Below are 15,742 nucleotides of genomic sequence, written 5' to 3' on the forward strand. Positions count from 1 at the left end.
GTCGTCGACGCCTATGCAGCGCCGTGTCGGTCATTTGTCCTTGGTCAATTCTGCCATTGATCGTGCTCGTTGGCAGTGTGAGCTTGTGCTTATCAGCGAAAGAACCCGGACGCAGTCACATATGGCCGGGTTCTTCGAATCGTCGATAAGCAAATCGCTCCTGGGACTACCAGCGGTAGTGGGCGAAGGCGCGGTTGGCCTCAGCCATCTTGTGGGTGTCCTCGCGACGCTTCACGGACGCGCCAAGACCGTTGGATGCATCCAGGATCTCGTTAGCGAGGCGCTCCGTCATGGAGTTCTCGCGGCGCTGACGGGTGAACGTCACCATCCAACGCAGTGCGAGGGTGGTGGAACGAGCCGGCTTCACGTCCACCGGCACCTGGTAGGTCGCGCCACCAACACGGCGGGAGCGAACCTCGAGGTCCGGGCGGATGTTGCCGATAGCCTTCTCTAGGGTGCCCACCGGGTCGGTGCCGGTCTTCTCGCGGCACTGCTCAAGCGCGCCGTACACGATGCGCTCGGCGGTGGACTTCTTGCCGTCCTGCAGGATCTTGTTCACCAGCATGGTGACCAGCTCAGAATCGTAAACCGGATCCTTAACTACGGGACGCTTCGGTGCTTGCTGCTTACGCATTGTTTACTGCCCCTTCTTCGCGCCGTAACGGGAGCGAGCCTGCTTGCGGTCCTTGACGCCCTGGGTATCCAGCGCGCCGCGGATGATCTTGTAACGCACACCCGGCAGGTCCTTCACACGACCACCGCGCACGAGCACCATGGAGTGCTCCTGCAGGTTGTGGCCCTCGCCCGGGATGTATGCGGAAACCTCGATGCCGGAGGTCAGGCGCACACGCGCGACCTTACGGAGTGCAGAGTTCGGCTTCTTCGGGGTGGTGGTGTACACGCGGGTGCACACGCCGCGACGCTGCGGGGAACCCTTCAGCGCAGCGGTGGCCACCTTCTGGCTCTTATCGGTGCGGCCCTTGCGGACCAGCTGCTGAATAGTAGGCATTCACGCTCTTTCTGTTTCGCGTCCCGCTTCACAGTGGCCGTACATGCAAAAATGGGGGCTCTTCTCCGGGGCCCTGCCGTGTGCATGAACTACCTTGTGAGCGAGTCGCATGGAGTTCTTTGACCTTCGCACCGCGCGCTGGACGCGGGCGAAACCTCGGCAACGGTACCGCAAGAAATCGCCGGAAAGCAAATCGCTTCTCGACGATTCCCCGTACCATCATCCCCATGAACATCCCGCACTTGCCCCGCAAGCGCGCCGAAACACACTGAGCGCGAACGACGCATCGCAGCGCGGCTTTCCTGATTACGGCGCCCCTGCGGCGCGCCCGACGAGTTCCCTGATGCGCTCCGGCACGTCGCCGCTGAGCGACGCCACAGCGTAACCGGTGGGCCGCATGGGGCCGTCGTCAAGCCGTGCGGTGCCCTGGACCCCAAGGGTGGAGTAGCGCTCACCCCAACTTGGAAGCAACCTGCAGGAACACGACTGCACCTTCGCCGCTCTCCCACGCGGGCATCCCATACCAGGTGCACGCGTCGAGGTGGGGCCCTCCTTCGGTGGCGGGGTCTTGGTCGGGAGCGGGTATAGCGTCGATGAACGCCTGCAACGCCTCGAGATTCTTCGCTCTTTTGTGCCCGCCTTTCTCTCCGCGCAACTCTTCGGCCCGTTGCCGCATAGCCTCCCACTCGGCCGGGGTAAAACCAACTGCCAGACGCGCCGATGCTATGCGAGCGATTGCCCTAAATTCCCCAGTAGTCTTACTCGGCAGCCTGGGGCTCATCCCCGCTCACGCGGGGAGCACTGCCTGGTCGGCTTTGACGGTGTCCAGGCCGAGGGCTCATCCCCGCTCACGCGGGGAGCACTGCCTGGTCGGCTTTGACGGTGTCCAGGCCGAGGGCTCATCCCCGCTCACGCGGGGAGCACCCGAACTCTGGTCACGGCCCGCATTCCGAAACCGGCTCATCCCCGCTCACGCGGGGAGCACTTCGGGCCTACTGATGCAACTAGGCCCCCGTTAGACTCATCCCCGCTCACGCGGGGAGCACTTCTGCGCGGCAAGCGCGTTCAGCTTCGCAGCAGGCTCATCCCCGCTCACGCGGGGAGCACCCAGTGGGGGTTGTCGATGCGGGCTAGGGCGGAGGCTCATCCCCGCTCACGCGGGGAGCACTCCCGCGCCAGCACGATTCTTTTTCCGACAAGGGGCTCATCCCCGCTCACGCGGGGAGCACAGCGACAACAGCAGATCATCTTGTGCCGCGAAGGGCTCATCCCCGCTCACGCGGGGAGCACTGGAAGAGTCTGCGTCGCAGATGGGTCTGTCCCGGCTCATCCCCGCTCACGCGGGGAGCACGCATCCACGAAGTAGGAGAATGCCCATGCTCCGGGCTCATCCCCGCTCACGCGGGGAGCACTCTTTTCTCTGGTGGCGCGGACGCTGGTGACCGGGCTCATCCCCGCTCACGCGGGGAGCACCTCCAATGTGGAGGCGTCTGCGATCACCGCAAGGGCTCATCCCCGCTCACGCGGGGAGCACTTGGCGTCTGTATGTGTGAGGCGGTCCATAAAGGGCTCATCCCCGCTCACGCGGGGAGCACGCGCTGTTCGAGGGGTACCAGCGGGTGCACGTGGGCTCATCCCCGCTCACGCGGGGAGCACTCAAGTCCACGGACCGGCACGAGGGTAGTGGTGGGCTCATCCCCGCTCACGCGGGGAGCACCTGCGCGCCATGTTGCGTTCCCTTAACGTTCCCGGCTCATCCCCGCTCACGCGGGGAGCACCCCATCCTGCAACCGCTCATCACGCAGTCCCTCCGGCTCATCCCCGCTCACGCGGGGAGCACCCCATCCTGCAACCGCTCATCACGCAGTCCCTCCGGCTCATCCCCGCTCACGCGGGGAGCACGTCGTCGTCGGCATTCAGTTCCTCCAACAGCTGGGCTCATCCCCGCTCACGCGGGGAGCACGTTCTCGTCCAGGTTTTGGACTGAATCGGAGGCGGCTCATCCCCGCTCACGCGGGGAGCACCCGCATTCGCGGTCGTACAGCTCAAGCAAAGCAGGCTCATCCCCGCTCACGCGGGGAGCACTTACGCTCCACCATCAACCGACCACGTAAAAGGGGCTCATCCCCGCTCACGCGGGGAGCACTGTTCTCCATCGTGGTTGGTGGGTTCATGTGCAGGCTCATCCCCGCTCACGCGGGGAGCACTCGTCCCACTGGGCGCGGTTGAACGCGGACGTGGGCTCATCCCCGCTCACGCGGGGAGCACACCCCGGCGGTGACACAGTTCGACACCCTGCCGGGCTCATCCCCGCTCACGCGGGGAGCACTGTCGGGGCTTCGCCAGAACTCGGGTTTAACACGGCTCATCCCCGCTCACGCGGGGAGCACTCGTCAAACCGGAGCAGGTTCTCGAAATTGGACGGCTCATCCCCGCTCACGCGGGGAGCACCCCCGGACATCGGCACCGACGCACCCGGGTTGAGGCTCATCCCCGCTCACGCGGGGAGCACGTCTTCTTTCTTGCTAAACCAGGCGTACAGCAGGGCTCATCCCCGCTCACGCGGGGAGCACCGCACATCATCGGCGGTGAACTCGTCACCCCGGGGCTCATCCCCGCTCACGCGGGGAGCACTTCGTCGGCATTCGGCCCGCTGACCTGGCGAAAGGCTCATCCCCGCTCACGCGGGGAGCACCCGAGCACCGACTGCGGGGTGCACTGGGCGAGCGGCTCATCCCCGCTCACGCGGGGAGCACACAAACTGACCCATGATTCAACTCCTTGGATAGGGCTCATCCCCGCTCACGCGGGGAGCACGAAACGAGGTGATGCCCTTATCCGCCAGCTGGTGGCTCATCCCCGCTCACGCGGGGAGCACACAAACTGACCCATGATTCAACTCCTTGGATAGGGCTCATCCCCGCTCACGCGGGGAGCACCGCACCGTGGATAGTTTGCTTATGAATGACCAGGGCTCATCCCCGCTCACGCGGGGAGCACCAACCGGAGAACGGGGTGCCCGGCTCCGCGGAGGGCTCATCCCCGCTCACGCGGGGAGCACCAGCGCGATGTAAACATCGTATATGACAGCATGGGCTCATCCCCGCTCACGCGGGGAGCACTAATAGTCGCGTGCCATGTGTGACCTCCAAAGGGGCTCATCCCCGCTCGCGCGGGGAGCACGCGACGCGGTTCGTTTATGTGCAGCGTGAGGAGGGCTCATCCCCGCTCACGCGGGGAGCACGTGCCTTTGGTGGCTGAGGGTGGGGTGCAGTCGGGCTCATCCCCGCTCACGCGGGGAGCACTCTCGCCTCGGCGCGCAACTACTCGAGCCGGTGGGCTCATCCCCGCTCACGCGGGGAGCACGTTAGTCGGATCGTTTCGGGAGACCGTTAGCTGGGCTCATCCCCGCTCACGCGGGGAGCACTTCCACACCACTATCACCCCGGCCGACCTGCTGGGCTCATCCCCGCTCACGCGGGGAGCACACGTTAAACCGGCGCGACTGGCAGACACCCGGGGGCTCATCCCCGCTCACGCGGGGAGCACCATTCCGCTACCTCCTCTATCTCGTCGTTGTCGGGCTCATCCCCGCTCACGCGGGGAGCACTCATCGACGGTCACGTCAAGCTCCACGAACGCGGGCTCATCCCCGCTCACGCGGGGAGCACGGTTCCCCTTGGTGCAACTGGTAGCACGCCGGGGGCTCATCCCCGCTCACGCGGGGAGCACGCGACGGCCTGCCGGATTACTGGCTCTAGGCGGGGCTCATCCCCGCTCACGCGGGGAGCACTTCCCCTCACATGGTGCGCGCACACAACAAATGGGCTCATCCCCGCTCACGCGGGGAGCACCTTGAATTCATCTACGAGACTTTCGATTATGCCGGCTCATCCCCGCTCACGCGGGGAGCACAGAGCAGCCGAATCCTAGTCGGCAGGTTCCAGGGGCTCATCCCCGCTCACGCGGGGAGCACGACGGCGGGGGCTTCGCCCAGCGCGTCCAGCAGGGCTCATCCCCGCTCACGCGGGGAGCACTTGGGGGTTGCGCCGTCTACCGCAGGTCGCTGGAGGCTCATCCCCGCTCACGCGGGGAGCACGCTCTTCCACCCACTTGTCAGCGAGCGGGTGCCCGGCTCATCCCCGCTCACGCGGGGAGCACGATCCAGCCGCCGTGGTTGGTGATGGTGGCGGGGGCTCATCCCCGCTCACGCGGGGAGCACCAATCCACCCGTCAGCGGGCTTCGGTGTGCTCAGGCTCATCCCCGCTCACGCGGGGAGCACGTGTCGAACTGTGTCACCGCCGGGGTTGAGGTGGGCTCATCCCCGCTCACGCGGGGAGCACTTATCGTCACTGGTGTTGTGGCCCCCATTCTTGGGCTCATCCCCGCTCACGCGGGGAGCACCCGCTCTGAGAAGCAGCACTCGGAGCAAATGCGGGCTCATCCCCGCTCACGCGGGGAGCACACTTCGAGCAAAGCGATCGATAGATCCGAGTCGGGCTCATCCCCGCTCACGCGGGGAGCACCTGTGAGGATGGTTGAAACAGGTGTGCGGTCAGGGCTCATCCCCGCTCACGCGGGGAGCACCATGCGAGTGCGTCGCCGGGGTGAACGTAGTTGGTGGCTCATCCCCGCTCACGCGGGGAGCACCTGACCAGGACTCTAGCCTCTCTTAACTTGGAGGGCTCATCCCCGCTCACGCGGGGAGCACCGCGCCGGGCTAGGTGAACTTCTGACGGCCTGGGGCTCATCCCCGCTCACGCGGGGAGCACCAGTTCCAGATCATCGCCGGGCTGTTTGACCAGGGCTCATCCCCGCTCACGCGGGGAGCACTTCGATGTTCTGCACCATGACGGGCGCGCCGGGGGCTCATCCCCGCTCACGCGGGGAGCACAACAAGCACTGATACTGATGCCCCCATGCATGGGGCTCATCCCCGCTCACGCGGGGAGCACTTTGTCGCGGGTGGGCTGGCTGCTGGTCATGGGGGCTCATCCCCGCTCACGCGGGGAGCACGCCGCGGGTGATTCGCTGCATCCATTCGGTGTGGGCTCATCCCCGCTCACGCGGGGAGCACCGACACCACATCGGCGGTGTCCCTTGTTCCATAGGCTCATCCCCGCTCACGCGGGGAGCACCCCATCAGCCGCGACGACGCCGAAGACATCCTCGGCTCATCCCCGCTCACGCGGGGAGCACAAAGCAGCAAAAGGAAACCACGAGTGAGCAACGGGCTCATCCCCGCTCACGCGGGGAGCACACCTGCCGACTAGGATTCGGCTGCTCTATCCGGGGCTCATCCCCGCTCACGCGGGGAGCACCCTTCCTGAACAGCAGGAAGGGCACAACTTGCCCCACAACTCGGACAGCTTACCCCGCTGACGCGGGGAGGTAAGCCGCACGCATCAAAACAACGGCTCATCCCCGAGATCCGGGGATGGATTAAATATATTTCACGGTTTCGAGAAATCACACCCGGATATTAAATATCTAACTTGTTTTGATGGGTTTTAGGGTTTCTATATGAGAAATAAGTTGGTAACTTTCACCACATACAACAAAACCCTCGAGACAGCCCTTGTACACAGGAGCAGAGCATGGAAGGCCGACACGAACACCCGCCAATCGAACAAGCCCCTCGAACACCCGCTCCCGCCCCTACCTTTAGCGACCGAGCAAAAGCTTTGTGGGCGAAATCGGGAGACGAAAGCGGGAACCTTAGCCTTCCCCAGCACCTCATCGATGCGGCCGGAGTAGCGGGAGCGGTTTACGACACTTGGGTTGCAGATCCGATCAAACATCGTTTGATGGAGGGGTTGAGCCTGGATGCGGACCAGGTTCGGGATCTATACATCTGGCTTGCCGGCACCCATGACGTGGGCAAGGCATGCTTAAAGTTCCAAACTCAGCTTGAGAAAAGAGGGGGATACGAACACCTCACCTCCAACCTGGCCGATGCGGGCTTTCCACTGCGAGTGAGCGGTTTAGAGAGAGGGCGAGACAAGATGCCACACGGCATCTGTTCCGGAGTACTGATCACAAGCTGGCTCATGGACCAGGGATTTGATTACCCCGCCGCGGAGTTCCTCGCTTCTGCAGCTGACGCCCACCACGGTCTCCCCTCCCCGGACGGAGAACGAGACCACATTGAGACGATTCTGTCTACCTACTCCAAGGAATGGCAGGAGGTTCACCGCGAACTGCTGGACACGATCGCAGACTCCGTAGGCGTGCGAAACACATTGGAATCTCTGAAGGCCGGTTCAGAGCTCGACCCATCGACCATGCAATTACTTACCGGTCTCGCGGTTATTGCGGACTGGATTGCGTCCAATCCTGAGGCATTTCCAATGGTGGTTACTGGGAGCCAGGAGGAGCGAATCCAGTTCGGAATGTCAGCAACCGACCTCACAAAACCGTGGAAAGGAAGGGCGCTCGAAGGGGACGTCGACAAGCTATTCCAAAGCTCGTTTGGCTGGCCCGAGGGCTATCGCCCAAGGAACGTGCAGGTGGCGATGGCAGAGGCGGCCAAATCCGTCACCGAACCCACGCTAATCATCCTTGAGGCTGAAACGGGTGTGGGCAAGACCGAGGCGGCCTTAGCAGCTGCCCACATTATTGCGAATACAACCGGGGCTCAGGGGATTTACTTCGCGGCACCAACGATGGCAACCGCTAACGGCTTGCTGGAGCGAACCATCGCATGGGCCAAGAACGCCTCCGAAGCGGAATCGGTGGCGTCACTGTCCCTCGCCCATTCCAAGAATCAGCTTTCCAAGCCGTATCAGCATCTTCGGTTCAAAGGAATCGGGGAAGATTACCCGGCAGGTGAGAACGTAATTGCAAGTGCATGGATGAGCGGGCGGCGCCGCGGTTTGCTCTCCAACGTGGTTGTCGGGACCATCGACCAGGTCCTTATGATGGCACTCCGTCAGCGCTACTCCATGCTGCGGCATGTGGCACTGGCAGGAAAGATCATCATCTTCGACGAAGTGCACGCGTACGATACCTATACTTCCGATTACCTCGAAACCACCCTCGAATGGCTTGCGCATTACGGCGCCACAGTCATCATGATGTCCGCTACCCTCCCGCCTGATCGGCGGAACAATTTGGTCAGGGCGTACACAGGCCGCGAGATCTCGAACCCATCGAATGCGTACCCCCTCATCACTGTGGCCTCGTCGTCCAACCAGCGCACCATCACGCCAGACCCCAGTCCCGCCAACCTCGAGGCCACCATCGAGGTGGTCGAAGATGCCCTCAAGACGCTGGAGCATCAGATCGAAGCTCTACTTGAAGACGGCGGTGTGGCCCTGATCATCTGCAACACAATCGCCCGTGCACAGGAGACCTATCAGGCCTTAACCCTGACCTACCCCGACGAAGTTGAGCTTCACCATGCGGGATTTATGGCATGGGAACGATCACAGAAAGAAGACCGTCTTCGCTCTGAACTCGGCCCCGGCGTTCACCGCGGCGAAGGCAGACCCTACCGCAAAATCGTCGTTGCCACCCAGGTGGCAGAACAAAGTTTGGATATCGACGCAGATGTATTAGTCACGGATATCGCGCCTATGGACCTTCTCATCCAGCGTATTGGGCGCCTGCACCGCCACCAACGTCCCGACTCGGACCGCCCTTCCAAACTGCGGCAACCGAAAGTGCTCATTCGTGGGATCGAGAGCCGCACCCCGTACCCAGTGATCGAATCAGGCGCTCAGGCTATTTACGGTTCCAAGATTCTGTTTTCAACGATCCTGCATCTGCCCACCGTCTTCACTCGCCCAGACGATGTCGCTGCACTCGTGCGTTCGGTCTATGGCCACAACCATGACGTACCACCGGAATGGGGAGAAGAATGGGAAAAAGCGGAGGCCGCGCATAGCGCCCGAGAACAGGCCGCACATGGGAGATCGAAGAGCTTCCGCTTGAGGTCACCAAGAGACTGCACGAGGCTGGGCGACCTGTTCGGAGACGTACAACAGGCCACCGTCACTCTCGCAGATGATGAAATTGGTGCCGCACAAGTTCGCGATACGGAACCAACTGTCGAAGTCATACCGATCGTTGGCGATGAGCTGGAGTACATCCCGTTCGGTACCGAGTCGGCGATTACCGGAAATCCGGAATTAAACTACCGCCAGGCACTCCAGCTTGCGTCAAGTACCGTCAGACTCCCCGCAAGAATGACCAGGTACGACAGTGATTTTGAAGACGTAGTCGGCACTCTGGAGCAGCAGACTCCGACAGCATGGAACAAGCATCACTTACTCAAGGGGCAACTTGCACTCCCTCTCAACAACGCTGGCGAAATAGAACTTGGCCGATTCAAGGTTCGATATAGCTCGGAGCTCGGATTAGAAATAACTAGCGATGGTCAGAGCGGTAATCTCTAGCTGACCCCGTAGCGTCACTTTCGGCCCCACCGCAATCAATAGAAAGGAGAAAGAAGTGTCAAAGCCAGACGATCATCCGTCGTTCAATTTGATCGAGCAGCCATGGATCATCTGCGCAACCACTGAGGGCATTGAGGAACTCAGTATCCGTCAAATCTTCGACGGAACCTCAACACCCGTTCGAATCCTCGGCGACTCCCCCACCCAGGACTATGCGGTACTGCGTGTCCTGCTGGCGATCTTTTGGCGAGCCCACCTCAGCGCCCCCTCGAACGCGCCGAGGTGGGAACAGTGGTTCATAGCGAAGAGACAAAAGCTACTCGAAGATGGCAGAGATGACTGCGTGTTGGATTACCTTAGCCAGCACCAAAACAGGTTCGATCTATTTGATAGGGACGCTCCATTCATGCAGGTGGGAGACCTTGAGACTACCAACGCCACACGTCAACCGGTTTCCCGAATCCTGCCTGACGCGGAGCAGGACTACTTCACTATGAGGACGCATGAAGGCCGCAGGGCCCTGACGTTTGCAGAAGCGGCACGCTGGCTCATTCACACACAAGCGTACGACTACTCCGGCATCAAATCCGGTGCCATCGGCGACCCCCGCGTCAAGAGGGGCAAAGGCTACCCCATCGGCACTGGCTGGACTGGGATGACTGGTGGCACTGTCATCAAAGGTCGCTCATTGTTGGAGACACTCCTCCTGAACACCACGGCAGACGTACTTTCATCGGACGCGTCCGACGATCTTCCAGTTTGGGAACGGGAACCCGACTCTGCGACCCAGCGAAACGACCGTGCGGGAAAGCTGAAAGACCCGCCAGCACCACAACCACAAGGGGCCGCGGATCTTGCTACGTGGCAGTCTCGACGGATACGGCTCTTCCCAGAAGGAGACCTGGTGGTTTCGGTCCTCGTCAGTAATGGCGACCGCGTTCCCGATGCAGGGAAAAACATTTTCGGCGACCCAATGACGCCGTACCGTTTTAGCAAGAACCAGACCAAGAAAGGCCAGCTAGCCTTCTACCCGAAGCCGTACGACGCGCAACGCACCATGTGGCGGTCTCTCGACGCGCTTATCGCTACGGAATCAGACCCGGGTTTCACTGACTCTGACCACGCCCCCAAACGGCCCGCCAATCTGATCAATTTCTCAACGATCGCACGACATCAGCGGTCCAACGAAGTTGCGGATGTCAGCATCGTATCGATGGGTTACGGCCCTCAGAGTTCGTCAGTCGGAACAGTGGTTACCGGAGACATCGGTCTCCCCCTCTCGCTCCTACAGGACGACAACCTCTCTCGCGTACACCGCCAGTATGTGAGGGATGCCGCGGAAGTAACCAAAAACGCCGCTGTTTCTCTTGGTTGGTTCGCCGGTCAGCTCGAACTTGCCGCTGGCGGCGAGTACGTCTTTGACGCAGATGCGGCCGACCGCCTGTACACCGTCTTGGAACCTCTCTTCATCCGTTGGCTGCGCAACCTCAACCTCGACGAGATCGAGAACGAAGCGATCGCTTGGCAGCGGCAGATCCGCAATCAGCTCCTCGAGATTGCAGACGAAAAGGTGCGGGGCGCAGGACAAAAAGCGCTGGTCGGCCGCATTGTCGACGGCAGCGAAGAGAGTGCGGGCCGCGTGATCAGTGCCGGATCCCTGTACCGCAATCTGTTATACCGTCTCAGCCAAGATCTTCCCTTGTTGCGTGAGCACGAACGAGAACAAAAGGAACTTCGCCGGAAAGGTGACCAACCATGAGTAAACCCAACCTCCGGTTCAGCGTGGCAAACACGGCAAACCGATTACAGTCAAGCTATCTTGAACGGCCCGAATCAATCGAGGGAACAGAAGCGCGCCGGGTACTGGCAGAGCTTCGGAAGAGCGCAGCACGCCAGTTCGGCACCGACCCACTTGCTCTCCAACTCGTCCTCAGCGCACTCACTCCTGCACTGAGCCAAGGCGAGATTGGTCATGGCGACGCCCCATCCCCATCCGAGTCAGCCGCTTACTACGCCCTCACTTTATTTGCATCACACATGCAAAGCGCTAACACACCCGCACATTCGGAGGAACGTTCATTCGCTCTGGCTTGCGGCCGGCTTCAGACACTCCGCGACTCAAGCTCCCTCAAACCTCGGTTCGACGCCATGCAAACCGCCCGCGACGAAGCGTCTCGTTTGCTTCACCTCCGCACCTTGGTCTCCTTATTGAAGCGGGAGAAACTCTCATTCGACTATGGCGCGTTAGCTGTGGACCTGCGCAGCCTGCAGAACCCGGAGCGCCGCGATGGCGTGCTTCTTCGCTGGGGCCGCGATTACGCGGTCGGCATGCTCCGCCCATCCCAGCAAGATGAACCGCTTTCCGACAACACCACTCCTGACTTCCCCGTCACTTCATCCTAGAAAGGCATCTCCCATGTCCCTCATCATCGACATTCACGCTTTACAAACCATCCCCCCGTCCCTAATCAACCGTGACGACACTGGAGCTCCAAAGACAGCAGTGTTCGGAGGCGTACCACGGCAGCGGGTTTCCTCCCAGTCCTGGAAGCGGGCAATCCGCCGGTATTTTGAGGCCCACTTCGATCCGGAGCTGATCGGTGACCGCTCGAAGCGACTCCCCGAAAAGATCGCTCTCATCCTCGAGGACGAAGGGCTAGATCAAGAAGACGCGATCGCTCGTACCCAGAAACTGTTCAAAGCGGCTGGAATCACGACGGAGGTGGAAAAGAAATCGAAGAAGAATGATCCGGAAGCTCCGGAGCCGAGCCCTTACCCCCGGACCAAATACCTCATCTTCCTCAGCCAGCAACAGGTTGAACGAGCGGTCCAAGAGCTGCTTTCCCGTGGTGAAGAAAAGCTGTCCAGCAAAGACGCCAAGGCAATTCTGGATACCAACCACTCTGTGGACATGGCCATGTTTGGTCGCATGGTGGCTGACGACGCAGCGTACAACGTTGACGCCGCAGTGCAGGTGGCACACGCCATCGGAATCCACAGCTCGACACCGGATTTCGACTACTTCACCGCAGTAGATGACCTTGCCGAAGAAGGGGAAGAGACAGGTGCGGGCATGATCGGCACCGTGCAAATGATGTCCTCAACGCTGTACCGCTACGCCACCGTGAACTTGGCTGGGCTTGAGAAAAACCTCGACTCGGGCGAAGCGGCACGCCAAGCAGCCGGTCAGTTCATTGAAGCGTTCATTGCATCAATGCCCACCGGTAAAATCAACACTTTCGCTAACCAGACACTCCCTGAGCTGGTGTATGTGACAATCCGGGATACACGTCCCGTCTCCCTGGTCAACGCGTTTGAGACTCCCGTGCTCGAGGAAACGCGTGAGAACGAAGTCCCGAAGGCTCGGCGCCAGGTCGCGGCTGAACGACTGGCTCAGGAGGCACGCGACGTCCAGGACGTGTATGGCTTCGCACCCCTTGCTTCATTTGTTCTGGGGATGGGTGAGCTCGCTGCGCCGTTTGAGGGCATCGCCGAGAAAACCACGCTGGCTGGTCTCACAGAACGCGTCGACATGGAGCTGAAGCGCATCGCAGGTGATAACTAGTGTCTCACTCACTTCTGCTCTTATTGAAGGGGCCGATGCAATCGTGGGGCGATGAGTCCCGGTTCAAAGTCCGCGCCACGGCAACTACTCCAACGAAGTCCGGGATTGTCGGTCTTATTGCCGCTGCCCAGGGGAGGCGCCGAACGGATGAGATAGAGGATCTGGCGGCTCTCAACCTGGCGGTGAGAGTGGATCAATCGGGCAGCCTGCTGCGGGATTACCAAACTGCGCAAGAATGGCAAACCAAACCGAACGAGCCTGCACAGCTGGTCAAACGCTACTTTCTCTCCGATGCTGCATTCCTCGCAGCAGTGGAATCTGACGACCGAGCTCTACTCGAGAGCATCGCAGACTCGTTGAAGGCTCCCGCGTACCCCCTTTTTATGGGTCGTCGATCCTGCCCGGTGCACCCAGGCCTCGTTGTTGGCATCGCCGACACCGGCGGGGAGCGAGCACTGCGTGAACACCGAACGTGGTACGCAACCGCGCAATATAAAAGACAGTCCCCCAAACAAGTTTTCTTGGCGCTCTACCGCGATGCATTGGCTACAGAGACAAACGGCGTGCCACGGCAGGACGTTCCTCTTTCGTTCGACCCGCAACACCGCCGCTACGGATGGCGCGACGTTATTCGTTGCAGTGACGTAGAAATGCAAAATCCCGAAGGCAAAGAGCATTCGTCTCCCCGGGACATCTATTTCGAAACGGTGGTGCGAGCGTGAGCACGCTGACAAGGATCTCAATTAACCCCGCACGTCGAAGCGGCCGCAAATTGCTCACTGACCCGCAGTCGATGCACGCGGCAGTTAGAGCTTCCTTCCCACCGGATATCACCGAGGAGGATGCTCGTGTGCTCTGGCGCGTGGACAAGCATGATCATGAGTCCGTCTTGTATATCGTTGGTCCGGAGAAACCCACTGGGGCTGTGATCGTGGAGCAAGCAGGATGGGAAAGCAGGCCAGCGCAGACGGCCGACTACACCAGATTCCTCGATTCGCTGCTGAAAGGACAACGCTGGCACTTCGAGATAGTTGCCAATCCCACCTATTCAGAACCAAACGGCAAACGAGGAAAGGTGAAAGCGCACGTCTCCGTGAAGCATCAATTGGACTGGCTGTACAAGCAGGCACCCAAGTCGGGTTTCACGCTTGCACCGCGTATCGATGACCCCTGCTCTGATGAAGAGCGCTCTCGCTGGGCCGCCAGTGACGAGCCGATGGTGATCGAGCGATGGACCGACGTATTCGGGAAGGGTAAAGGGGGCCGGAGCGCAAGAAACCAGGTGCGCATCGCTAAGGCCCGTTTCTCCGGCACACTTGAAATCACCGACGTCGAAGCGATTCGCCATGGCTTGACCCACGGTATTGGCCGTGCACGTGCGTATGGGTGCGGGCTGCTCACACTGGCGCCGGTGAAGTAAGTTGACTACGCCGCAAGAACTGCCGATTACCCGACACGCTCTGGCCCAGATGGCAGACCGAATTTCTTTTCTCTATGTCGAGCGCGCCACGGTCAACCGAGACGGAAATGCGCTCACCATCACCGATCAGCGTGGAGTGGCCCATATCCCGGCCACGCAGTTAGCGGTCCTTCTTCTCGGCCCGGGAACGCGAATCACCTACGCTGCAATGGCACTCCTTGGGGACGCGGGAACATCCACCGTTTGGGTGGGCGAGCGTGGCGTTCGCTATTACGCCAGCGGACGGCCCCCAGCAAAGTCATCGCGTATGGCTGAACTTCAAGCCGAGATCGTCTCCCACCAGAGGAAGCGATTGGATTGTGCGAAACGGATGTACGGTCTCCGTTTTCCCGGCGAAGACCTAACTGGCCTATCCATGGCGAAGCTCAGGGGTCGTGAGGGAGCACGAATGAAGAAAGTGTACGCAGCTGAGGCGGCGCGCACTGGAGTGTACTGGGATCGCCGAAGCTACGATCCCAACGACTTCGAATCATCGTCTCCGATCAACCAGGCTCTTACCGCAGCGAGTGCCGCGCTGTACGGGATTGCACACGCCGTAGTAGCTGGAATGGGATTCATCCCCGCTCTCGGTGTCATCCACACGGGAACAGATCGTTCATTCGTGTACGACATCGCCGACCTATACAAAGCTGAGGTTGCCATTCCTGCGGCCTTCGACGCAGTTGCCCGGGAGGAAGGCCAGCCAGCCTTAGTTGTGCGGCGAATAATGCGTGACGCTGTCGTCGAGAAACGACTCATGCAAAGGATGGTCCGCGATCTCAAGTTCGTAATGAACGTGCCCGACAACGAATCGTACAGCGAGGCCGAGCTGCTGCTGTGGAGCGAGCTCGAGGTCATTGCGTCGGGAGTAAATTGGGCAAACGACGGGATTTATTCATGATCGTGCTTGTGGTCACTGCGTGCCCCGCAGGTTTACGAGGTGACCTAACCAAATGGCTGACCGAACTCACACCAGGTACTTTCGTCGGAGCGCCCTCTGCACGCGTCCGCGATTTACTCTGGGAAAGGACGGTGCAGCTCGTGCGCGACGGTCGGGCTCTGCTGGTGTATTCCTCCGATAACGAGCAAGGAATGGAGTTCCGGACTCACCGCCACGATTGGGTGCCCACGGATTTCGATGGTCTTACCCTCATGATGAGACCTGAATCGCCCAGCTCTCAAGCAAGGCGAACTGGATGGAGCAGGGCGCGACAACAACGGCGGCGACGCGGGTAGCGAAACCCGGGCGTGTGGTGTCGCACACCGAACTTCGAAACACCCCCACGCACAGCACTAAAATCGGTCTACG

General features: G+C 60.8%; 11 protein-coding genes and 1 CRISPR repeat array. Of the genes, 9 read left to right on the forward strand and 2 right to left on the reverse strand.

Translation table 11 applies throughout. The features are described 5' to 3' along the window. Positions 1-166: 166 nt before the first annotated feature. Positions 167-634, reverse strand: coding sequence for a 30S ribosomal protein S7 (rpsG, locus tag HWX32_RS09305; RefSeq protein ID WP_075466446.1), 468 nt, complete (start codon positions 632-634; stop codon positions 167-169). Between the two features lie 3 nt (positions 635-637). After that, positions 638-1,009, reverse strand: coding sequence for a 30S ribosomal protein S12 (rpsL, locus tag HWX32_RS09310; protein ID WP_075466448.1), 372 nt, complete (start codon positions 1,007-1,009; stop codon positions 638-640). Between the two features lie 109 nt (positions 1,010-1,118). Between rpsL and HWX32_RS09315 the strand changes: the two genes are divergently transcribed. From HWX32_RS09315 to cas2e, 9 genes are all read left to right on the forward strand, one after another. Then, entirely contained in the window at positions 1,119-1,394 is a 276-nt protein-coding gene (locus HWX32_RS09315) for a hypothetical protein (RefSeq protein WP_175935636.1), read from the forward strand. 389 nt (positions 1,395-1,783) lie between these two features. Further along, positions 1,784-6,404: direct repeats of the CRISPR family, unit length 28 nt; unit sequence GGCTCATCCCCGCTCACGCGGGGAGCAC. A gap of 203 nt (positions 6,405-6,607) precedes the next feature. Then, entirely contained in the window at positions 6,608-9,409 is a 2,802-nt protein-coding gene (cas3, locus tag HWX32_RS09320) for a CRISPR-associated helicase Cas3' (protein WP_175935637.1), read from the forward strand. A 55-nt stretch (positions 9,410-9,464) separates the two neighbouring features. Continuing rightward, entirely contained in the window at positions 9,465-11,168 is a 1,704-nt protein-coding gene (casA, locus tag HWX32_RS09325; protein WP_175935638.1) for a type I-E CRISPR-associated protein Cse1/CasA, read from the forward strand. Beyond that, entirely contained in the window at positions 11,165-11,812 is a 648-nt protein-coding gene (casB, locus tag HWX32_RS09330; protein WP_175935639.1) for a type I-E CRISPR-associated protein Cse2/CasB, read from the forward strand. Before casA ends, casB begins: the two co-directional genes overlap by 4 nt. Before the next feature lie 13 nt (positions 11,813-11,825). Then, positions 11,826-12,974, forward strand: a complete 1,149-nt coding sequence (cas7e, locus tag HWX32_RS09335; protein ID WP_175935640.1) for a type I-E CRISPR-associated protein Cas7/Cse4/CasC — start codon at positions 11,826-11,828, stop codon at positions 12,972-12,974. Continuing rightward, entirely contained in the window at positions 12,974-13,696 is a 723-nt protein-coding gene (gene cas5e, locus HWX32_RS09340) for a type I-E CRISPR-associated protein Cas5/CasD (protein WP_175935641.1), read from the forward strand. Before cas7e ends, cas5e begins: the two co-directional genes overlap by 1 nt. After that, positions 13,693-14,394 (forward strand): type I-E CRISPR-associated protein Cas6/Cse3/CasE, encoded by a 702-nt coding sequence (cas6e, locus tag HWX32_RS09345; RefSeq protein ID WP_175935642.1) that lies wholly within the window; start codon positions 13,693-13,695, stop codon positions 14,392-14,394. The genes cas5e and cas6e overlap by 4 nt, the downstream gene beginning before the upstream one ends. A gap of 1 nt (position 14,395) precedes the next feature. Beyond that, entirely contained in the window at positions 14,396-15,334 is a 939-nt protein-coding gene (gene cas1e, locus HWX32_RS09350; RefSeq protein WP_303049148.1) for a type I-E CRISPR-associated endonuclease Cas1e, read from the forward strand. Further along, positions 15,331-15,669: a type I-E CRISPR-associated endoribonuclease Cas2e gene (gene cas2e / locus HWX32_RS09355; RefSeq protein ID WP_175935644.1), complete on the forward strand. Its 339-nt coding sequence runs from the start codon at positions 15,331-15,333 to the stop codon at positions 15,667-15,669. The genes cas1e and cas2e overlap by 4 nt, the downstream gene beginning before the upstream one ends. The last annotated feature ends 73 nt before the right edge of the window (positions 15,670-15,742 follow it).

The organism is Corynebacterium sp. Marseille-P4321, assembly GCF_903645305.1.
In the GTDB taxonomy this organism is placed as follows: domain Bacteria; phylum Actinomycetota; class Actinomycetes; order Mycobacteriales; family Mycobacteriaceae; genus Corynebacterium.